This window comes from Chryseobacterium sp. RR2-3-20, from assembly GCF_017808115.1.
Taxonomy (GTDB): Bacteria; Bacteroidota; Bacteroidia; order Flavobacteriales; family Weeksellaceae; genus Chryseobacterium; species Chryseobacterium oryzae.
This window is the reverse complement of sequence record NZ_JADQBD010000036.1, coordinates 1-20,575: the sequence shown is the minus strand read 5'-3', so window position 1 is coordinate 20,575 and position 20,575 is coordinate 1. Positions and strand designations below refer to the sequence as shown.

General features: G+C 33.5%; 21 protein-coding genes. 8 read left to right on the top strand and 13 right to left on the bottom strand.

Translation table 11 applies throughout. From position 1 onward, the window contains the following. Positions 1-152: 152 nt before the first annotated feature. The 8 genes from IV513_RS09540 to IV513_RS09505 all read left to right on the top strand — a co-directional run bounded on the left by IV513_RS09540 (position 153) and on the right by IV513_RS09505 (position 7,286). Positions 153-779, top strand: a complete 627-nt coding sequence (locus tag IV513_RS09540; protein ID WP_209390345.1) for a TetR/AcrR family transcriptional regulator — start codon at positions 153-155, stop codon at positions 777-779. A gap of 96 nt (positions 780-875) precedes the next feature. Then, positions 876-1,958, top strand: coding sequence for a DNA polymerase III subunit gamma/tau (gene dnaX / locus IV513_RS09535; protein WP_209390344.1), 1,083 nt, complete (start codon positions 876-878; stop codon positions 1,956-1,958). A 134-nt stretch (positions 1,959-2,092) separates the two neighbouring features. Beyond that, entirely contained in the window at positions 2,093-2,569 is a 477-nt protein-coding gene (locus IV513_RS09530) for a hypothetical protein (RefSeq protein WP_245168910.1), read from the top strand. A 289-nt stretch (positions 2,570-2,858) separates the two neighbouring features. Next, positions 2,859-3,941 carry a chorismate mutase gene (locus IV513_RS09525; protein ID WP_209390359.1) on the top strand — a complete coding sequence of 361 codons (1,083 nt, stop codon included), beginning with the start codon at positions 2,859-2,861 and terminating at the stop codon, positions 3,939-3,941. 55 nt (positions 3,942-3,996) lie between these two features. Next, complete coding sequence (rsgA, locus tag IV513_RS09520; RefSeq protein WP_209390343.1) at positions 3,997-4,923, top strand: ribosome small subunit-dependent GTPase A; 927 nt, start codon at positions 3,997-3,999, stop codon at positions 4,921-4,923. Between the two features lie 72 nt (positions 4,924-4,995). Then, a complete protein-coding gene (locus IV513_RS09515) occupies positions 4,996-5,505 on the top strand; it encodes an FKBP-type peptidyl-prolyl cis-trans isomerase (protein WP_209390342.1) in 510 nt (169 codons plus the stop codon). 79 nt (positions 5,506-5,584) lie between these two features. Then, entirely contained in the window at positions 5,585-6,589 is a 1,005-nt protein-coding gene (locus IV513_RS09510; protein WP_245168909.1) for a peptidylprolyl isomerase, read from the top strand. 121 nt (positions 6,590-6,710) lie between these two features. Continuing rightward, a complete protein-coding gene (locus tag IV513_RS09505) occupies positions 6,711-7,286 on the top strand; it encodes a hypothetical protein (protein ID WP_209390340.1) in 576 nt (191 codons plus the stop codon). Position 7,287: 1 nt separating this feature from the next. Here IV513_RS09505 and IV513_RS09500 read toward each other — a convergent pair whose 3' ends face one another. From IV513_RS09500 to IV513_RS09440, 13 genes are all read right to left on the bottom strand, one after another. Next, positions 7,288-8,457 (bottom strand): M28 family peptidase, encoded by a 1,170-nt coding sequence (locus IV513_RS09500; protein ID WP_209390339.1) that lies wholly within the window; start codon positions 8,455-8,457, stop codon positions 7,288-7,290. 88 nt (positions 8,458-8,545) lie between these two features. Continuing rightward, a complete protein-coding gene (gene rplT / locus IV513_RS09495) occupies positions 8,546-8,890 on the bottom strand; it encodes a 50S ribosomal protein L20 (RefSeq protein ID WP_209390338.1) in 345 nt (114 codons plus the stop codon). 116 nt (positions 8,891-9,006) lie between these two features. Then, positions 9,007-9,204: a 50S ribosomal protein L35 gene (gene rpmI / locus IV513_RS09490; protein WP_034676300.1), complete on the bottom strand. Its 198-nt coding sequence runs from the start codon at positions 9,202-9,204 to the stop codon at positions 9,007-9,009. A gap of 371 nt (positions 9,205-9,575) precedes the next feature. Next, positions 9,576-10,076: a translation initiation factor IF-3 gene (infC, locus tag IV513_RS09485; RefSeq protein WP_209390337.1), complete on the bottom strand. Its 501-nt coding sequence runs from the start codon at positions 10,074-10,076 to the stop codon at positions 9,576-9,578. Positions 10,077-10,231: 155 nt separating this feature from the next. Next, positions 10,232-12,169 (bottom strand): threonine--tRNA ligase, encoded by a 1,938-nt coding sequence (gene thrS / locus IV513_RS09480; RefSeq protein ID WP_209390336.1) that lies wholly within the window; start codon positions 12,167-12,169, stop codon positions 10,232-10,234. Positions 12,170-12,311: 142 nt separating this feature from the next. Continuing rightward, positions 12,312-12,494, bottom strand: coding sequence for a hypothetical protein (locus tag IV513_RS09475; RefSeq protein WP_209390335.1), 183 nt, complete (start codon positions 12,492-12,494; stop codon positions 12,312-12,314). Positions 12,495-12,505: 11 nt separating this feature from the next. After that, a complete protein-coding gene (locus IV513_RS09470; RefSeq protein WP_209390334.1) occupies positions 12,506-13,111 on the bottom strand; it encodes a DUF4230 domain-containing protein in 606 nt (201 codons plus the stop codon). Continuing rightward, on the bottom strand, positions 13,108-13,680 hold the full coding sequence (locus tag IV513_RS09465) for a thioredoxin family protein (RefSeq protein WP_209390333.1): 573 nt from the start codon (positions 13,678-13,680) through the stop codon (positions 13,108-13,110). Before IV513_RS09465 ends, IV513_RS09470 begins: the two co-directional genes overlap by 4 nt. A gap of 1 nt (position 13,681) precedes the next feature. Continuing rightward, the gene (locus tag IV513_RS09460) at positions 13,682-14,149 is read right to left on the bottom strand and encodes a nucleoside triphosphate pyrophosphohydrolase family protein (RefSeq protein WP_209390332.1); all 468 of its coding nucleotides are present in this window, start codon (positions 14,147-14,149) and stop codon (positions 13,682-13,684) included. A gap of 117 nt (positions 14,150-14,266) precedes the next feature. Further along, positions 14,267-15,460 carry a pyridoxal phosphate-dependent aminotransferase gene (locus tag IV513_RS09455; RefSeq protein WP_209390331.1) on the bottom strand — a complete coding sequence of 398 codons (1,194 nt, stop codon included), beginning with the start codon at positions 15,458-15,460 and terminating at the stop codon, positions 14,267-14,269. A gap of 224 nt (positions 15,461-15,684) precedes the next feature. Next, a complete protein-coding gene (locus tag IV513_RS09450; RefSeq protein ID WP_209390330.1) occupies positions 15,685-17,139 on the bottom strand; it encodes an LptF/LptG family permease in 1,455 nt (484 codons plus the stop codon). Positions 17,140-17,206: 67 nt separating this feature from the next. Then, complete coding sequence (locus IV513_RS09445; protein WP_209390329.1) at positions 17,207-17,854, bottom strand: outer membrane lipoprotein carrier protein LolA; 648 nt, start codon at positions 17,852-17,854, stop codon at positions 17,207-17,209. Positions 17,855-17,908: 54 nt separating this feature from the next. Beyond that, positions 17,909-20,434, bottom strand: a complete 2,526-nt coding sequence (locus IV513_RS09440; RefSeq protein ID WP_209390328.1) for a DNA translocase FtsK — start codon at positions 20,432-20,434, stop codon at positions 17,909-17,911. Between the last annotated feature and the right edge of the window lie 141 nt (positions 20,435-20,575).

Here is a 20,575-nt window from a genome sequence, read left to right as displayed (position 1 = left end):
ACTGATATTTATTTTAATATTATAGATAAATTCTCAAAATTGGGATTTATTAATAACTGTTATAGATAATAATCATTAATTTAAACGCATTTTTTTTGAAAATTTGATAATCTTTGAAAATATAATTTTTAAATTGCACACAAATTGAAACGATGGCTAGAAAAGTTGTACAAGGTCCTATAAGAGACAAAGAAAAAACAAAGCAGAAACTGTTGGCAGCAGTGGGGAAGATTCTTAAAACTAAAGGATATTCTGGTTTAATGGTAAGCAAAATTGCTGCTGTTGCAGGGTTTGATAAAAAACTTATTTATGAGTATTTCGGAAGTACCGATAAACTTATAGACGAATATGTAAAATCTCAGGATTACTGGAGCAGATTCGAGCTTCAAAACGATGCAGATTTATCCGATGGTGGTAAAGAAATGTCTAAAGTTGCCATTATTAATCAGTTCGATACGCTTAAAAAGAATAAAGAGCTTCAAAAAATCATGATTTGGGAAATGTCTGAAAGCAGACCAGTTCTTAAAAAACTCTTGGAGCAGAGAGAAATTGTGGGAGAAGAACTTTTCAAAAATATTACTGATCCTTATTTTGGAGATCAATCTGAAGATTACAGAGCTATATCTGCAATTTTGGTTGCCGGTGCTTATCATCTCAATCTTTTCACAGGTTATAACGGGAGTACTTTCTGCGGTATTGATATGAAAAGTGAAGAAGGCAGAGAAAAAATAAAAAAAGCAATTAAAGATATTATCGATTTTGCATACGAAAAGAAGTAGTTTGTTCACAACACTTTACCCAACTTTACCGTAATAAAATAGAAATTTGAAATTTTTATACTTTCAGATTAAAACTATATTTCTTATTTTTGACCAATGGAAAATTTTATTGTATCTGCTAGAAAGTATCGTCCTCAACAGTTTGACACTGTCGTTGGGCAATCTCATATTACAGATACATTAGAGCATGCGATAGAAGAAAATCAACTTGCTCAGGCTTTACTTTTCTGTGGACCGAGAGGAGTAGGGAAAACAACATGTGCCAGAATTCTTGCCAGAAAAATCAATGAAAAAGACGGTTCTGTTTCCGAGGACGGTTTTGCGTACAATATATATGAGCTGGATGCTGCTTCTAATAATTCCGTAGACGATATAAGAGAATTAATAGACCAGGTACGTTTTGCTCCTCAGGTTGGGCAGTACAAAGTCTATATTATAGACGAGGTGCACATGCTTTCTTCTGCAGCTTTCAATGCATTTCTGAAAACATTGGAAGAACCTCCTGCTCATGCAATTTTTATTTTGGCAACTACCGAAAAGCATAAAATTATTCCAACGATTTTATCGAGATGTCAGATTTATGATTTTAAAAGAATTACAATTCTTGATATTCAGAATCATCTTAAAAAAATAGCAGAAAAAGAAAGCATTCAGTATGAAGATGATGCACTGTATCTTATCGCTCAAAAAGCAGATGGTGCGCTAAGAGATGCTTTATCTATTTTTGATAGGCTTTCAACATTTTCTCAAAAAAACATTACCCTTGCGAAAGCTGCGGAAGTTCTCAATATTTTAGACTACGATCAGTATCTTAACATTGCAGATTTAGCCAAAGAAAGTAAAATTCCGGAAGTTCTTTCTACTTTTAACGAAATTGTAAAAAAGGGTTTCGATCCTCATCTTTTTATTGCGGGTTTAGGAAATCATTTCAGGGATTTAATGATGGCTCAGAATGCTTCAACAGTAGATTTAATTGAAGTTGGAGAACAAACTAAGCAAAAATTTGTTGAACAGGCTAAAAATTGGAGTCCTCAAAATCTTATTGACGGAATAGAAATTTGTAACCATGCAGATATTAATTATAAAAACTCCAAAAATCCCAGACTTACGGTGGAAATTGCATTAATGCAGTTATCATCACTTTCAAACGGATTAGATTCAAAAAAAAAAAGTTTATAATATTAGCCCCGTTTTTAGATGAAAAACAGGAGGTAATACTAAAACCTAAACAGGAAGTTCCTAAAAAAGAAGAGAAAGCCGAAAGTATTGTAGAAAATGACAAAAAAGAGGAAATAAAGAAGGTTTCCAAACCATTGTCTAAGTCAGGAGTTTCTACGGGTTTCAGCATCAATTCATTTATCAATCAGGAAGAAAAAACAGAATCGGTTGAGAGTGTACCTCAGATTTCAACAGAAAAACTTCCTACCAATCATTTTACGGATACTGATCTTCAAAATGAATGGAATAACCTTTTGAAGCAACTTCGTCAGAAAGATCCGGTAGTTTTTAATGCTATTAAACCCTTTAAACTCATCAAAAAAGATGAGAATATTGTTCAGATCTCTTTTCCTTCAGATTCTGCCAAACTAGAATTTGATAAAATTAGTATTGAATTTTTTAATCATTTCAAGCATAAAGTAAATAATCATTCTATTGAATTTCAGTTCAAAAAAGATTATGAAAATCTTAAAACGGAAATCATGACCAAGAGGAAAATCTTCGAAAAGTTTGTAGAAAAAAATCCATTATTGAAAGATCTTGATGATTTAATGAGGTTTGATTTGTCTTAGTTTCATATTTTTTTCTTAGATTTATAAAAAATTAATAAAAATAGTATTTTGAAGCTTTTCAAAGTTTTATTTCAACCCGTTCAGTCTGAACATTATTCCATTCGTTTCCTGAGTGGAAGCTTATTTTTCACAGATATATATTATTGTGAAAGATTCCATTATTCTTTTTAGAATAATTCCAATTTTTCTTTCAAAAAGATAGAAATATCTTTTCATCAAATTTTATTTACAATTTTTGAGTATCATTAATGATACCTTTTAATAATTTCAATAGTATAACTACATTATGATGAATTTAACAGATCTAAAAAATGACTGGATAAAAAGTTTTCCGGCACCTTTAATTATTGCAGGACCTTGCAGTGCAGAAAGTGAGCAGCAAATGCTCGATACAGCAAAAAGAATAAAAGAAAGTAACAAGCAGGTTTCTATTTTCCGTGCAGGAATTTGGAAGCCAAGAACCAAACCTAACGGATTTGAAGGAGTGGGCGTTATCGGGCTCAACTGGCTTAAAAAAGTTAAGCAGGAATTTGGATTTCAAACTGCGACTGAAGTTGCCAATGCTCATCATGTTGAAGCGGCTCTTAATGCCGATGTAGATATTCTTTGGATTGGAGCAAGATCTACCGTAAACCCTTTCACAGTTCAGGAAATTGCCGAAGCATTAAAAGGGACAGAAAAAATAGTTTTGGTAAAAAATCCGGTAAATCCTGATTTAGCATTGTGGATCGGAGCATTAGAAAGACTTTTAGGACAAAATATTTTAAATTTAGGAGCCATACACAGAGGTTTTTCTACTTACCAAAAAACAAAGTACAGAAATAATCCGAATTGGCAGATTGCTTTAGATTTTAAAAGTCAGTTTCCCAATATTCCGTTAATTGTAGATCCTTCTCACATTTGCGGAAATCGAACCGGGCTGAAAGGTATCACTCAGGAAGCCCTAAACATGGGATACGAAGGTACTATGATAGAAACCCACTGCAATCCCGATGAAGCGTGGAGCGATGCTGCCCAACAAATTACTCCTGAGGTTTTAGCAGAAATGATTTCAGATCTGAAGCTGAAAAATTCTGATATGTCGGGTTTTGAAGAAGAAATAGGAAGATACAGAACACTCATTTCAGATTTAGATTTTCAGGTGATTGAATTGATGTCGCAAAGAATGAAAATTTCAGAAAAAATTGGGAAACTTAAAAAAGAACATGATATTGCTATTTTTCAGCCGGATAGATGGAAAACCATTAACGAATATGCCATACAGAAAGCTGCAGAAACAGGCTTGTCTAAAGAATTTATAGACAAAATATTTAAAGCGGTGCACGAAGAATCTATCGACGTTCAGAATAATATTATCATAGACCGAAAATAAGCATCATTATAAAAACACGTTATTTTCTTGAATTGACTATATTTGTATTCATAAAATGAAAGGAAAAGTCATAAAATCTACGGGAAGCTGGTATCAGGTTTTGGAAACAGAATCAGGGAAAATTTTTGAAGCAAGAATCCGCGGAAAATTTAAGCTGATAAAAACCCGACTTACCAATCCTCTTGCGGTTGGCGATTTTGTAGAATTTCAATTGGAGCAGGATGATATAGCATGGATTACCAAAATAGAGCCCAGAAGAAATTATCTCATCAGAAAATCGGTTAATCTTTCCAAAGAAGCTCATATTATTGCATCCAACATCGATTTGGCGTGTTTTATATTTACTTTAAAATATCCCGAAACTTCTTTAGGTTTTTTAGACCGGTTTTTGGCGTGTTGCGAAGCCTACAATATTACTCCGCTTATTTTATTTAATAAAATGGACGTTTTAGAAGAGGAAGAACAGGAATTAGTAAAAGATATTGAGTTTTTATATAATGAAATAGGGTATAATACTTTAGAAATTTCCTCTTATTCCAAATTAAATCTCGATAAGCTTATTGATATTTTAAAAGATAAAACTTCTGTATTTTTTGGGCATTCGGGTTGTGGAAAATCTACTCTTGTTAATGCTTTACAGCCTGGTCTTAACCTTAAAACTTCTGAGATTTCCGATACACATCTCAAAGGAAAACATACCACTACATTTGCACAAATGCATTTTTGGGATTTTGGCGGAAACGTTATCGATACACCCGGTGTTCGGGAATTTGCGATGATTGATATAGAAAAGGAAGAAGTGCAGCATTATTTTCCTGAGATTTTCAAAAAGCGTGAAGACTGCAAATATCACAACTGTATGCATATTAATGAACCAAAATGTGCGGTAATTGAAGCTTTGGAAACAGGTGAAATTCAGCAGTCCAGATATTCTACGTATCTTAAGTTGATGGAAGAAGCAGAAGATATTGCTTTCAAATAAATCTTTAAACCATTAATAAACTGTGGAAGTTTTGTTATTGAATAACGAATTGTGTATTTTCGCAAAAGTTTTATGAAAAAAATAATATTCATATCGCTTTTGAGTCTTGTAGGCTGCAAAAGAAATAATCCTGTACATCCTCCTGTTGGCGGAGTTTTGAATCAGAAGGATCTTGATGTTTCAAAAAACCGCTCAAAAAATCTTAATCTGATTGAACGAGAACAGATAAAAGACTGGATTAAAGGTCAGAAAACACCATATTTTCCGACACAGCTTAATTACTGGACAACCGTTGAAGGTTTAGATTATCGTAAAAAAAGACAAGACGAAACTTTTATTTCCTATTCTTACGATTTATACGATTTTGATCAGACCAAGATTTACGATAAGCCAATTACCCGGCAAAATGCTAAATTTGGACATTTTGATGAACTAAAGGCAGTAGAAAATGCATTAAGATTCATGAAAGATGGTGAAGAAATTACACTTCTCGTTCCTTCTTCTCTGGCATACGGAACTTATGGTGATGAAAATAAAATTGATAACGATATTCCTTTAATTATAAAATTAAAAGTTCTTTAAAATGAAATTTTTAAGCAAAAATATAATCTTAGCAGCCGCAAGCATTTCGCTTTTAAGCTGTACTCCAATTTATAAAAAAATGAATATAGACAAAGAAACTTACGCAAGTCTTAATGACGGACTTTATGCTAACCTTCAGACCAGCAAAGGTAACATGATTGTAAAGTTTGAAGACAAAAAATCTCCGGTAACTGTTGCAAACTTTATTGGTCTTGCAGAAGGTAAAATAGATAACACGGCAAAAGCAAAAGGTACTCCTTTTTATGATGGAACCATTTTTCACAGAGTGATAAAAGATTTCATGATTCAGGGAGGAGATCCTAAAGGAACAGGAATGGGAGATCCTGGATATAAGTTTGAAGATGAAAAAAATGATCTTAAGCATACAGGAAAAGGTATTCTTTCGATGGCGAATTCAGGACCAAATACAAATGGTTCTCAGTTTTTCATCACAGAAGTTGCTACGCCATGGTTAGACGGCAGACATACCATTTTCGGTAAAGTGGTAAAAGGTGAAGAGGTGATTGATGCAATTGCGAATGTAGAAAAAGGAGCACAAGACAAACCAACTACGGATGTTGTTTTAGAAAAAGTGTCTGTATTTAGTAAAGGTGACGAATACAAAAACTACGATGCTGCAAAAACTTTCAACGAAGGAAAAAGTAAAATTGCCGCAAATAACAAAGCTATGGCAGAAAAGGCTGAAGCTGATGCTAAAAAAGCTTTAGACGAACTTAAAAACGGAATGCAGGTTACGCCATCTGGTCTTTACTATAAAATTACTAAAAAAACTGAAGGTAAAACTCCAAAAGCAGGTGATAATGTACAGGTACATTACGCTGGAAAGCTTACAAACGGAACTGAGTTTGATTCTTCTTTCAAAAGAAATGAGCCATTAGAATTTCCTGTTGGAACCGGTAGAGTAATTAAAGGTTGGGATGAAGGAATTTTATTATTGAAAGAAGGAGAAACAGCTACTTTACTGATTCCGCCAGCAATGGGTTACGGAGAAAGAGGGGCAGGAGGAGTTATTCCGCCAAATGCATGGTTAATTTTCGATGTAGAACTGGTAAAAGTTCCATAATTACTTTTAACCACATCATATTCTAAAACCGTTTCGCACTGAGACGGTTTTTTGTTTAATTTAATTGGATTTAAAATTTCCTTGTCTCTTTTTTGTACATTTGAAAAACTTAAATTTAAAAATGAAAAATAAAATATTCAGTTTCGCCTTAGTAATTTTTTTTGCATTGGGTTTCGCTCAGAATACGACTGGTACTGAAGATCAGCCTATAAGAAAATCGGTTGTATTTTTTGCCAATACGATTAAATATAAACAGCTTGATAAAACTATCGACTGTATTTATCCAAAATACTTTACGGTTTTTCCTAAAGAGCAAATGACGCAAATTCTGAATATGACTTACAATAATCCTTTTGTGAAAATTGACGTGAAAGACATGAAATTTGTATCCGTAGGCAAACCGGAACTTGTAGACGGCGAATATTTCTCTTTAGTGAGTTATTTTTTGAAAATGAGAGCAGATGTAAGTTCCATGAATGATGATATGAAGAAAAATATCAGCAAAATGCTTTCTTCCAAGTACGGAAAAAATAATATAGAGTATAATGCAAAAGAAGGTGCATATACCATTAATGCACCGATGTCTGTTTATGCTATTTCTAAAGATAAAAAAACTTGGAAAGTTGTTTATGCAGAGAAAGAATTAAAATCTCAGCTTACCAAAGTTTTACCTAAAAAGATCTTGGATAAAATGTAATCTATTTTTTAACGATAAATTTACGAACAGCTTTGCCTTCTTCCGAATTAACGGTACAAAGATAAACACCATTAACTAATTTTGAAATGTTAATATTTTTTTCATTCTCGTAAGAAGAAATTAGCTTTCCGGTCATATCATTAATCTCTACACTGAATTTTTTAATCTTTTCGGGTAGCTCCAAATGAAGAATATCTTTGGCAGGATTTGGATAAACTTTTATAGATTCAAGATTATTTTCGCTAACTTCATTTGTAGATAAAAGAGAAGATGCCACGGCAAAATGTTGTAAAGCTCCAACAGCCGCTTTTCCTACATTGTAAACATATATGGGATCTACATTGGCAAAAGTATCATTTACAGTATGTTCATTATTGCTTCTTACTGTTTCATAGAAACCGGTAATAATATCACCTTTTCCTTCAAAAGGCATATAATCTGATGAGTAAGCATTAGAAAGTACAGTTTGCAGAGGCGAATACAGACTCGTACAAGTTGCCAATTCCTGGGTCATTGCCAAAGAAGGTGCATTGTTTCCTGTCTGCCCGTCCTGATCGCTTTCGCAGTTGATGGTGTTATTCAGATTGCCAATTTGTCCTCCAACCTGATCTATATTGAAAACTACTTTCAGATTAAGCTGTCTAATATTATTTTGAAAAACAACATTGTTTACATAGTGATTGCTACCTATTAAACCTTGTTCTTCTCCTGAAAAGTTAATAAATTTCACAGAATATTCTGTAGGGATATCTTTTAAAATTCGGGCAGCTTCTAAAATTATTGATGTTCCACTTCCGTTATCGCTTACACCGGGACCAACAATAGTATCGTAATGTCCGCAAATAATTACGTAGGTATTGGGATAAACCGTTCCTGTTTTAGTGATAATTAAATTTTTAGATGTTATGCTTCCATACGTAAAAGTATCTTCCGAAATCTGGTTGGTATTATAACCAAAAGACTGATATTTAGTTTTTAACCAGTTCAAAGTATCGGTATTTTCTGGAGAGCCCGTTGTTTTTACTCCCAAATTAGAAAATTCCTGAAGTAGAGTAGTAATATTGCTTTGTGTAACCTGGTTGGCTCTGTTTTGGTAAGCCTGTATAAATGTCTGAGCGTTAAAGCTGCAAGAAACCATCGAAAGAAGCAGAAATCCTGTTATTTTTTTCACTTTTAAAAAAGATTTTGGGCAAATGTAAATAATAAAAAAATCCCGAGCAAAAAACACGGGATTTATATTGATAACAAAATATTTTACATTATTTTACTTGATCTACAACTGCTTTGAAAGCTTCAGGGTGATTCATTGCTAAATCTGCTAAAACTTTTCTGTTAAGCTCAATGTTGTTCTTTTTAAGAGCCCCCATAAACTGAGAGTAAGACATTCCGTGCTCTCTTGCACCAGCGTTAATACGCATAATCCAAAGTGCTCTGAAATTTCTCTTTTTCTCTTTTCTACCACGGTAAGCATATTGCATTGCTTTTTGTACCGCGTTTTTAGCAACAGTCCAAACGTTCTTTCTTCTACCGAAAAAACCTTTAGCTTGTTTCATTAATTTTTTTCTGCGAGCTCTAGAAGCTACGGCATTTACTGATCTTGGCATAATTTAAATTGTTTTTTTGAAAAGGGCGGCAACACTGTTGCTCTTTGGTGCACCGTTTCAGGGTTAAAATGTTGAATTTTTTTAATTCTTATAAACCGGATAAAGATTTATAAAAACTACTTAATTGCTAATTGACGTTGAACGCTTTTCTCATCCACTTTAGCTACATAAGAAGTAGTAGTAAGATTTCTCTTCTGCTTAGTTTCTTTTTTAGTTAAGATGTGGCTTTTGTAAGCGTTTTTTCTTTTGATTTTACCAGTTCCGGTAAGAGCAAAACGTTTCTTAGCACCTGATTTCGTTTTTAATTTTGGCATTGTTTGCTTTTTTATGTTTTTGTTATCAATATTATTTTAAATGTAGCAATGTAGCAGTTTATCAATTTACCAATAATTGTTACATTGGTACATTATTATATTGTTACATTGATTATGGCGTGTCCCTCACTCGTTCATTTCGCTACGCTGCATTCACTCATTCGGGTCGGGCTATTCACTGCAAGTCCTCGCTCCAAGGCATTTCCTTTTTTGCTATGGGCTTTTCGTTACTATCCCTCACGCAATAATTGCGACTGCAAAATTACAAAAAATAATAATACGAAAAGAGACTTTCATAGAAAATCTCTTTTGTTTATCGTAAATCATCAGAATAAAAGAATAAATTTAATTCCGGTAATAGATTATAGAAATTATTTAGCCGGTTTTTTAGGACTCATCATCATAATCATTCTTTTGCCTTCAAGCTTAGGAAGTTGGTCTACTTTACCTACATGCTCCAGTTCCTGAGCCAATTTCAAAAGTAAAATTTCTCCCTGATCCTTAAAGATGATAGAACGTCCTTTAAAAAACACATACGTTTTCAGTTTAGAACCTTCTTCCAAAAACTTTTCTGCATGTTTTTTCTTAAATTCATAATCGTGATCATCAGTCTGAGGTCCGAAACGAATTTCTTTTACGACTACTTTTACCTGTTTAGCTTTAAGCTCTTTTTGTTTTTTCTTCTGCTCGTACAAAAACTTTTTATAGTCTAGTACTCTTGCAATAAAAGGCTCTGCCTTATCTGAAATGACAACCAGATCCAGTTCCTGCTCTTTAGCAATTTGTCTTGCCTTGTCGATAGGGTATACACCTGGTTCTACATTATCTCCCACCAAACGAAGTTCTCTTACTCGGATCTTATCGTTAATCATGTGAGCGTCCTCCTGTTGTGGACGTCTCTGTGGGCCTCTGTTGTTAAATCTTTGTGCTATTGTATTAAATTTTATTGGTTAATCTTTGTTCATTAGATTGGCTAAAAAAATAGCCAGTCATTTTTTATTTTTATTGGAGAAATTTCATTTAAAAATTATGCTCCAAATTCAAATCCTGTTTTTGAAGCTTCTTTAAAATAAGCAACAAAATCTTCTATTTTCATTACTCCTAAATCTCCTTCACCACGTCTTCTAACAGAAATTGTGCCATCCTTTTCCTCATTTTCTCCTACTACAAGCATAAACGGAATCTTCTTTAATTCGGCATCACGAATCTTTTTACCAGTTTTTTCGTTTCTGTCGTCAATTAATCCGCTAATATCGTGATTTTCTAAAAGTTGTGAAACTTTTTTAGAATAATCTACATATTTTTCGCTAATCGGAAGAATAATAAACTGATCCGGAGCTAGCCATAATGGGAAATCTCCAGCCGTATTTTCTATTAAAATGGCAATAAAACGTTCCATAGATCCGAATGGTGCTCTGTGAATCATCACCGGTCTATGTTTTTCATTGTCGTTTCCTGTGTATGTTAAATCAAATCTTTCAGGTAAGTTATAATCCACCTGAATAGTTCCTAACTGCCACTTTCTTCCCAAAGCATCTTTCACCATGAAATCTAGTTTAGGACCGTAGAAAGCAGCTTCACCATATTCAGTTACGGTATTAAGACCTTTTTCTGTAGCGGCTGTTACAATTGCGTTTTCAGCCTTTTCCCAATTTTCATCAGATCCAATGTACTTTTCTTTATTTTCAGGATCTCTTAAAGAAATCTGAGCCGTAAAGTCAGCAAATCCAAGAGAACCAAATACATAAAGAACCAAATCAATAGTTTTTTTAAACTCATCCATCAACTGATCCGGAGTACAGAATAAATGGGCATCATCCTGAGTAAATCCTCTTACTCTGGTTAAACCATGAAGTTCACCACTTTGTTCGTATCTGTAAACTGTGCCGAATTCAGCATATCTTTTAGGCAAATCTTTATAACTCCACTGTGAGGTTTTATAAATTTCGCAGTGATGTGGACAGTTCATCGGCTTCAGCATAAATTCTTCTCCTTCATTTGGAGTTTTTATTGGCTGAAAACTATCAGCTCCATATTTATCCCAGTGTCCTGAAGTAACATAAAGTTGTTTTGCTCCGATATGAGGAGTCATTACAAACTCATATCCTGCTTTTTTCTGAGCTTCGGAAAGAAAATTTTCCAATTTTTTTCTCAATGCAGTACCTTTAGGAAGCCATAGAGGTAATCCTTGTCCTACTTTTTCTGAAAATGCAAAAATACCAAGTTCTTTACCCAGTTTTCTGTGATCTCTTCTTTTTGCTTCTTCTAATCTTTCAAGATATTCTGTAAGGTCTTTTTGTTTAGGAAAAGAAATACCGTAAACTCTTGTTAACTGAGGGTTATTTTCATTTCCTCTCCAATAAGCACCCGCAGCATTTAAAACCTTAAAAGCTTTTACAATTCCTGTATTCGGAATGTGACCGCCACGACAGAGATCTGTAAAGTTGTCATGGGTTACAAAAGTAATTTCGCCATCATTCAGATTAGAAATTAATTCTACTTTATAAGGATTATCGGCATACGTTTTTAATGCTTCTTCTTTAGAAACAGGATATAATGAAAAAGTTGATCCTTTTTTAGCGTTTTCTAAAACTTTCTTTTCAATTTTTTCAAAATCTTTTTCAGATAAACTCTCGTCTCCGAAATCTACATCGTAATAAAAACCATTTTCGATTGCCGGACCGATAGTTAATTTAGCATTTGGATAAAATTCTAGGATAGCCTGCGCCAAAAGGTGGGCAGAAGAATGCCAGAAAGCTTTCTTGCCAAGATCATCATTCCAAGTCAGAAGCTGTACCGTAGAATCTGTGGTGATAGGTGTGGTGGTTTCTACTTGTGTACCGTTTACAACTGCGGAAATGGTATTTCTAGCCAATCCCTCGCTAATAGATTTTGCCACATCTAAAGGAGTAACTTCTCCTTCAAATTCTCGGACGCTTTGGTCTGGAAGTGTAATTTTTATCATTGTTAACTAAAAAATTTTAAGATGCAAAAATACGTAAATTTTATATGTTTAAAAAATACAGAGCAGATATTTCGCTTAAAAATGCTCTGTTTTCATTTTAAAAGTGAAAAGATTTTAAAATAAACAAAAAAATACTAAGCTTTCACTTAGTATTATCTGTTTTTCCTGTTTTACCTTTCGAAGATTTCTGAACATCTTCTTTGTCTACGTCTGGCGGATTTTGTTTCTGAGAAGAAGCAGGAATATCCCTAAAATCTTCGTTTTGTTTTTTTGTTTCAGCTGAATTTGCAGATTCTTTCTTTGGTTTATTTTCTTGGGAATCCATAAGTTTGAATTTTAAAGGTTTAGAATACCAATTTTACCGGTTTGGTCTTCTATTTTATAATTCAAAGCCTTTGCCAAAACGAAGATATTATTCAGATTTTCCATTAATTGGGTGCGACCTTCATTTCTAAGTTTATTCTGATCTACAGAGTTAATTGCCGTCTGCTTGGCTTTCTGTGTAACATTTTTAATATCTTTTTCTGAAATTCTATTGAAAAAAGAATCGTCCATAGACTGGATTTCAACACTTGGAGTGATTCTTATTTCTGCATTGGGAAGTTCTGATATAACCAATTTTTTGTTAATTGAATCTACTTCAATTTTCATTTTATTAAGATCGTAAGAAACTTGAGCATTGGTTTTGGTATAAGTAATGATGCTGTTGCTGGTCATTTCCTTACCAAAAAATTCATAACTCATTTTTGTTTTCTGCATTGCGGAAAAATTCTGCTCCAAAACTACCAATTTGTTCATTTTAGAAATTTGGTTGGTAAGCAGATAGTAATCTGATTTTTCTTTTTTCTCGCTTAAGCTGAAACACGATTTAAAACTAAAAAACAGGAGCAACATCAGTATAACTCCTGCAAAAAACGGTAATAAAATTTTTAAATTTCTCAATTTTCTTTTTTAAATATTTCTTTAATAACCGATCTGTCGTCTTTTTTTAAGATTTCTACAAGATCTCTTTCTATGTATCCTGTAGTCGGCATTTCAATGATTCTTCCAATTTCCTTGCCATATTTTTCTACAATAATGGTAGGAACTTTCTGGATATTATATTTTACTTCATCTCCCGTTGGAGATTCTTTTTTTCTGTTTACAGCAATAATGGTGAGTCTTGAATCTGGATATTTCAATTCATCCAAAATTTTCATCAGCCTAGGGAAATCTCTGTGAGAATCTTCGCACCAAGTTCCCATGAACACAATAAGATTATAAGAATTGAATTTATCTTTTTTAAGTTCGCTCACTGCTTTTTGATCCAAAGCATATTCGTTAAACTCTTTCTGATACCAATCTGCATAAGGCGCTTTGGTAAATTGATCTTTTAACTGATGACCAAGAAGCATTTTTCCATCTGCGGTAGTTTCTACTTCACGGTTAACTACTAATTTCTGAGCATTGAACTCCTGTAGAGAAATTGCCAAAACAGACAGTGCAATAATTCGGGTAATAACTTTTTTCATTTTAGTTTTCTATTATTGATTTTAAATCTGCCGGAGAATAATATTTGTTTTTCAAAACCTTATGATCGGATTTTCGGTAAACATTGAATTTTTCTCCAGATTTTTCATAAAAAGATTCTACACCTTTTTCTTTATAAAATTCTACAGTTTCCTGTGCCTGTTCTTCTGTATCACAAGCTTTAGACATATTAGAACGCTGAACTTCGTTGAAGAGTTCTACAAATTTATTGCCAAGACCGAACTCTAGAACAGCTCCGCTTAATACATACTGCAAATCGCACAGTGCATCTGCAATTTCTACGATATTATGGTCTTCAATTGCCTGTTTTAATTCATTTAGTTCTTCCTGAAGAAGATCAACTCTCAGATTGCATCTTTCTTTGGAAGGAATTTGTGGAGTATCTAAAATTGGGGCTTTAAAAGTGGTGTGGAATTCTGCTACTTGGTTCAGGCTGTCAATTGTATCCATGAAATATATTTAATTTTAAGCAAAGATAAAAAAATGAAAACAGATATAAGTTTTGTAACCATTACTGTTCTTAAAAAACTGAAAAAAAGCTGCCAAAAAATGACAGCTTAATAATAATTATGCGAAAGGCAAAAGGAGTTCTTTAATACGCTTCATTGCTTCTTTCAAATCTTCTTCTGAAGCTGCATAAGAAAATCTTATACATTCCGGACTTCCGAAAGAAACGCCTCCTACACAACCAACATGTGCATTTTCTAAAATAAACATGGCGAAATCATCTGCATTTTTTATTTCGGTTCCGTTAAGGTTTTTTCCGATGTAAAAAGAAATATCCGGAAAGAAATAGAATGCCGCTTTTGGTAAAAGAACCTTGAAACCAGGGATTTCTTTCATTAAATCATACATTAAATCTCTACGCTTTTTAAAAGCATTAATCATATAATGATATTCTTTAGGATCTGTTTTTAAAGCTGTTATAGAGGCTCTTTGAGCCACTGTATTGGCTCCGCTTGTCATTTGTCCCTGAATTTTTTCGCATGCTTTTGCAAGCCATTCCGGACAGGCAGAATATCCAATTCTCCAACCCGTCATGGCAAAAGCTTTAGACATCCCGTTGATGACCGCAGTTTGCTCATAAATTTCCGGAAACTGTGCAATAGATGTTGTTTTTGTTTCGTAGTTGATGTACTCGTATATTTCATCAGAAATAACTGTTACCTGAGGATATTTAGCAATAACTTTTGCCAGCGATTTAAGTTCATCATACGTATAATATCCACCTGAAGGATTGCATGGCGAACTGAATAGTACCGCTTTTGTTTTTTCATTTATAGCTTCGTCTAGCTGCTCTGCGGTAATTTTGAAATCGGTTACGTACGATGTTGGAAGCATTACAGATGTTCCGCCCATCATTTTTACCATTTCATCGTAGCTTACCCAAAAAGGAGTTGGTAAAATTACCTCGTCTCCATCGTTGATGATGGATGCCAAAACATTAATAATTGCCTGTTTTGCTCCATTGGATACACAAATTTGTGTAGGCTTATAATCTAAATTATTATCTCTTTTTAATTTTTCGGTAATAGCCTGTCGAAGTTCAAGAAAACCGGGAACAGGAGAGTAGTGGCTGTAATTTTCATTAATTGCATCAAAAGCTGCCTGTTTAATATTATCGGGAACATCGAAATCTGGTTCGCCTAATGTTAAACTTATTACGTCTATTCCGCTGGCTTTCATTTCTCTAGCCTTATTAGACATTACAAAAGTCTGAGAATATCCTAACCTTTTTACTCTGTCTGAAAGTTGATCCATATATAGTTTGTCTTTTTAACAAATATATAAAACTTAGTTTGAAGTGAATAAAATGATTACAATGTAATTTATATAGAACAAGAAAAGTGCTTTTTTATCACTACTAAAGGCATTTTTTATCTGTGCTTAATCTTTAAAACTACATCAGATTTCTGAATTTTTTTATGATTTTATTACATCATTAATCTTCAAATAAAAAGCCGATTCTGAGAACCGGCTTTGTGTTATTGATATCTTTTATGCTCTTTATCTTTTACGAAAAATTTAGTAATGGGTTTAAACAATGCCTTATATTTTTCAGAATCGAAAAGCTGAGAATCTGTAAGTGCTTTGTAAGTCATTAAAACACCAAACGGAAACAGAATAATATTGGGAAGCCATGCTGCAAGATAAGGATTCATTTTTCCTGCCCATGCTAAATTTTCAAAACCTACATTTATGATGTAAAATATGATAAATATAATGATGGCGATAATTACCGGAACTCCCATTCCTCCTTTTCTGATGATGGAACCCAAGCTGGAACCAATCATGAAGAAAATAATACAGGTAAAAGAGTAGGTAAGCATTCTCTGCTGATACAATATTACTTTGCTGAAATATTTCTTGCTGGGATCAATTTCGCTATCTTTTGTGTCGAGATTATTTTTAAAGTTTTCAAGTCTGGAGTAAGCGTTGGTAAGTGCCTGAATTTTATTGTCTTTTTTTAAAGTATCTAATTTATACTGCTGTTTTGTTGGTGCTTTGGTTTTACCCTGATCCATATAAGTAACCACCGAGTTTAGTTGGCTCAGCATTTCGTTACCTATTGTTTCATTGGTTACTTTATTAAGTTTTTTTGTATTATCAATCGTTGTAAATAATTCTCTAAAAGTCTGGAATCTATAATCTTCGGTAATATTTTCCTTTTCAATTGCTTTATCTATTAATTCGCTAATATCGAAATGGGTAATAAGGGTGTCGAATTTTGTTTCCTGATCGGGTTGTTTAAGGCGTACAGCATCAGATTTTCCGGCATAAGAGTCCTCAATTACATAGCCATTATATAATATAAGCTGCATGTATTTTCTGTTTTTGGCGTTGGCAAATTTTCCTTTTTCGGCAACAATGGTTTGCTGATCGTCAAAATTACCTGCTTTCTTATGGATAAAAATTCCTTCTAAATCTCTGCCTTCTTCACCTTTAATTTTGTCAAATTTTACCATGTATCCCGGAAGCTGATCGATAAACTGACCCGGAGTGAAGTTTAACGCTGGTTTTGCTTGAGCGATATTAAAAAGCATATTTTTTGCTTTTCTCTGAAAATCCGGAATGATATTATTAGAAAAAACATAAAGCAGAATAGCAAGCCCTACAGAAACTCCGAAAAGAGGTGCCATAATTCGGGTAAGAGAAATTCCTGCAGCTTTCATTGCGGCAAGTTCATATCTTTCTCCCAACTCGCCAAACGACATAATACTCGCCAAAAGAATTGTGAGCGGAAGTACCATACTTACCACATTTACGCCTAAGTAGAAGAGAAGTTTTACAATCTGAAATGTTGTAAGACCTTTTCCCATAAACTGCCCAAGCTGAATCCAAATAATATTTACAATAAATATAAAAAACAGAACGCTGAATATGAAAAAAAACGGACCAAAAAAGGTCTTGATGATATATCGGTCTAATATTTTTAACATGCGCCAAAATTAATGAAAAAGCCACAAAGTTTTCTTTGTGACTTTAAATTTTAATATTTATTTAGAACTATAATTCTGTAACCAGAAAATTTTTGAATTTATTTTTATCAAAAACAAACATATTGGGATCTAACTGCTGGTTTTCTTTGTAGTCTTTAATAGAAATTATGGAGATATCTTTATTGTTTCCATACTGTTCAAGTTTTAGCATTTGCTTTTTAGCAGAATCTACATAAAGATAAATGTAATTCAGTCCGTTTGCTTTTACTGGGGTTAATTTAATGAGATCAGCATTTACACCATCTACGTTCTTTTTTCCGCTGTACGAAACATTATAATCTTTTCTGTAAGAAGTAAGATAATTAATAGGGGAGAACATTGCACTGCTTTCATTAGGTTTTGCAACGGTAACCTCCTTATCTTCAGTATTGATGTTGTAAATTTTATTACCATCGAAGATTTGCTCGGTTTCCATTATTTTAAGTTTATACTTATTGCCTGCAGAATAGTAAATTCCGGGCTCGGTTTTAGAAACTGTTCCGTTTACTCCGCTTCCAAAAGCAAATTTAAAATATGAATTTTTCTTAGAATTATAATTTGCGGTAATATCATCCAGTATTTTTTTTGCTTTTGCATCAATTTTTTGAGCCTGCACAAATCCTATACTTCCTACTACAAAAGTTCCTAAAACTATTTTTGAAATTACTTTTTTCATTTTATATCTAATTTTTCTATCCTTTAGACTTGTCAAAACACTATTGGTTAAATTTTAGCCTCGCAAATCTTCCAAAAACTGTTCCAAAGAATGAAGATCACTAATGAGAACTTCTCTGGCTTTGGCTCCGTTAAAACCTCCTACAATACCGCTTGCTTCAAGCTGATCCATAATTCTTCCCGCTCTGTTATAGCCTAACTTCAGCTGTCTTTGGAGCATAGAAGTAGAACCCTGCTGTGTAGAAACAATAATTCTTGCAGCATCTTCAAAAAGGGCATCTTTTTCGTTCGGATCGAAAGCTCCCACTGTACTTGTTGTGTCTTCAGAAACATATTCGGGAAGTAAAAATGCAGAAGCATATCCTTTCTGTTCACCAATAAATTCTGCCAATCTTTCAACTTCTGGAGTATCTACAAATGCACATTGAAGTCTTAAAATTTCATTTCCGTTAAAGTAAAGCATATCTCCTTTACCAATCAGCTGATCTGCTCCGGGAGAATCTAAAATGGTTCTCGAATCTACACTAGAAATAACTCTGAATGCAGCTCTTGCCGGGAAATTGGCTTTAATCATACCCGTAATTACGTTCACCGACGGTCTTTGTGTTGCAACAATTAAATGTATCCCAACGGCTCTTGCCAACTGTGCCAATCTTGCAATGGGAAGTTCTACTTCTTTACCGGCAGTCATAATTAAATCTGCAAATTCGTCTACTACCAAAACAATGTAAGGTAAATAACGGTGTCCATTTTCTGGATTTAATTTTCTTTCGCTGAATTTCTTGTTGTACTCTTTTAAATTTTTACAGAAAGCATTTTTAAGAAGATCATATCGCTGATCCATTTCAACACACAGAGAATTCAGCGTGTTGATAACTTTGTTGGTATCTGTAATGATAGCTTCTTCAGCATCCGGAAGTTTTGCTAAATAATGTCTTTCAATTTTAGAATATAAAGAAAGTTCTACCTTTTTAGGATCTACCATTACAAACTTCAGCTCGCTTGGGTGTTTTTTGTAGAGTAATGAGGTAAGAATTGCATTAATTCCTACCGATTTTCCCTGTCCGGTAGCACCTGCCATTAAAAGGTGAGGCATTTTAGACAAATCTGCCATAAATACTTCATTAGAAATGGTTTTTCCGAATACTACAGGAAGATCCATATCTGTATTCTGGAATTTCTGAGAAGCGATTACCGATCTCATGGAAACCATAGTAGGATTTTTTCTAGGAACTTCAATACCAATTGTTCCTTTTCCCGGCATCGGTGCAATAATTCTTATTCCTAAGGCTGAAAGATTTAAAGCAATATCATCCTGAAGTTTTTTTATCGAAGCAACTCTGATTCCTGCCTCTGGAACAATTTCGTATAATGTAACAGTTGGTCCTATCGTAGCTTTAATTTCTGCAATTCCTACATTAAAATTTTTAAGAAGACCTACAATTTTGTTTTTGTTTTCTTCTAATTCTTCTTTGTTGATAGAGATTTCTTCATTGCCATAGTCTTTAAGCAAATCTATGGTAGGCATCTGAAATTTAGCCAAATCTAATCGGTGATCATATAGTCCATGTTTTTCTACCAATTCCTGAGATTGTCTGTCTGTATCATCAATAATATCAACAACGGGGGCAACTTCTACATTAAACTTTATATCTTCATTTGCAGGCGAAGAAAAAGTATTTTTAACATCGAAAGCGTCTTCTGGAGTTACTGCAGGAATATTTTTTGGAGTTTCAAGGCTTAGATTAACTGATGATGTTGTTGGTTTTACCTCTTCTTCGAACGATGTTTTATTCGGAGTGACAATGGTTTCAATATCGGCTTCAGGTTTTGATTCTTTAAAAGGAGATTCCTTTTTGGAATTGTTCTGATTGATGCTTCCCGAATTGTCGGTTACCTTTATATTTAAAGCTTCATTAGCGTTAATTTCTTCTTCAAGTTCCTGGTCTGCTTCGAAATTCTCATCAGAATTAGGCATCATAGATTTTACTCTTCCGATTGTATTATCGTTTAACTCGCTTAATTTAGCTTTAACAGAGCTTGGTCTCAGATTAAATTCAAGAATGAAATACAGAGCAATACTTACGACCAAAACTACCCAAAGACCTACTGTTCCGATAATGGCAGAAAGAGAATCCATAATTTGATATCCGTAAACACCGCTTAAAACTCCTTGTCCTTTGGTAATGGCTCCAAAAAGAATTGGGAGCCAGCAAATGAAGAACAGAGAATGTCCGAAAGTCATCCACGGCTTGAATATTTTCTTTTTCAAGATCATTGTTCCGAAAACCACAAACAGAAATGCGATAATAAAAGAAGCAATTCCTATGCTTTCAAAAATAAAAATATTTCCTAGCCAATCTCCGAGTTTTCCGAAAAGATTAGATGATTGTATGGTTTTGTCGAGCATGGTTCCTGCCTGGCTTTGGTCTGCCTTCCAATTCATAAGATAAGAGATGAAAGATAGGGTAAGAACACCTGCAAAAACAATAAAAGTTAATCCGAAAAATATACGTGGTTTGGATAATATTTTACCTGATTCTGATGTAGGAGCTGTCTGTTTTGATGATTTCTTTTCCATAATGTACGTACGGCAAATTTAATCTTTTTTTTATATTTTAATAACCTGTTGTGCATTTAGGAATTAAAAAAAAAAAAGATTGTCCATTTGATTAAAAAATCGTATATTTAATTGATTACCAAGTCATTAAATACATGAACA

What these genes read in the sequence shown, in the direction of transcription:
- rplT (WP_209390338.1), bottom strand. Translation starts at nt 8,890, where the DNA reads ATGCCAAGATCAGTAAATGCCGTAGCTTCTAGAGCTCGCAGAAAAAAA.
- IV513_RS09465 (WP_209390333.1), bottom strand. Translation starts at nt 13,680, where the DNA reads ATGAAAAAAGTTATTACCCGAATTATTGCACTGTCTGTTTTGGCAATT.
- IV513_RS09540 (WP_209390345.1), top strand. Translation starts at nt 153, where the DNA reads ATGGCTAGAAAAGTTGTACAAGGTCCTATAAGAGACAAAGAAAAAACA.
- IV513_RS09445 (WP_209390329.1), bottom strand. Translation starts at nt 17,854, where the DNA reads ATGAAAAAAGTAATTTCAAAAATAGTTTTAGGAACTTTTGTAGTAGGA.
- dnaX (WP_209390344.1), top strand. Translation starts at nt 876, where the DNA reads ATGGAAAATTTTATTGTATCTGCTAGAAAGTATCGTCCTCAACAGTTT.
- IV513_RS09515 (WP_209390342.1), top strand. Translation starts at nt 4,996, where the DNA reads ATGAAAAAAATAATATTCATATCGCTTTTGAGTCTTGTAGGCTGCAAA.
- IV513_RS09440 (WP_209390328.1), bottom strand. Translation starts at nt 20,434, where the DNA reads ATGGAAAAGAAATCATCAAAACAGACAGCTCCTACATCAGAATCAGGT.
- IV513_RS09455 (WP_209390331.1), bottom strand. Translation starts at nt 15,460, where the DNA reads ATGGATCAACTTTCAGACAGAGTAAAAAGGTTAGGATATTCTCAGACT.
- thrS (WP_209390336.1), bottom strand. Translation starts at nt 12,169, where the DNA reads ATGATAAAAATTACACTTCCAGACCAAAGCGTCCGAGAATTTGAAGGA.
- IV513_RS09450 (WP_209390330.1), bottom strand. Translation starts at nt 17,139, where the DNA reads ATGTTAAAAATATTAGACCGATATATCATCAAGACCTTTTTTGGTCCG.
- IV513_RS09460 (WP_209390332.1), bottom strand. Translation starts at nt 14,149, where the DNA reads ATGGATACAATTGACAGCCTGAACCAAGTAGCAGAATTCCACACCACT.
- IV513_RS09510 (WP_245168909.1), top strand. Translation starts at nt 5,585, where the DNA reads ATGAATATAGACAAAGAAACTTACGCAAGTCTTAATGACGGACTTTAT.
- IV513_RS09525 (WP_209390359.1), top strand. Translation starts at nt 2,859, where the DNA reads ATGAATTTAACAGATCTAAAAAATGACTGGATAAAAAGTTTTCCGGCA.
- IV513_RS09505 (WP_209390340.1), top strand. Translation starts at nt 6,711, where the DNA reads ATGAAAAATAAAATATTCAGTTTCGCCTTAGTAATTTTTTTTGCATTG.
- rpmI (WP_034676300.1), bottom strand. Translation starts at nt 9,204, where the DNA reads ATGCCAAAATTAAAAACGAAATCAGGTGCTAAGAAACGTTTTGCTCTT.
- infC (WP_209390337.1), bottom strand. Translation starts at nt 10,076, where the DNA reads ATGATTAACGATAAGATCCGAGTAAGAGAACTTCGTTTGGTGGGAGAT.
- rsgA (WP_209390343.1), top strand. Translation starts at nt 3,997, where the DNA reads ATGAAAGGAAAAGTCATAAAATCTACGGGAAGCTGGTATCAGGTTTTG.
- IV513_RS09475 (WP_209390335.1), bottom strand. Translation starts at nt 12,494, where the DNA reads ATGGATTCCCAAGAAAATAAACCAAAGAAAGAATCTGCAAATTCAGCT.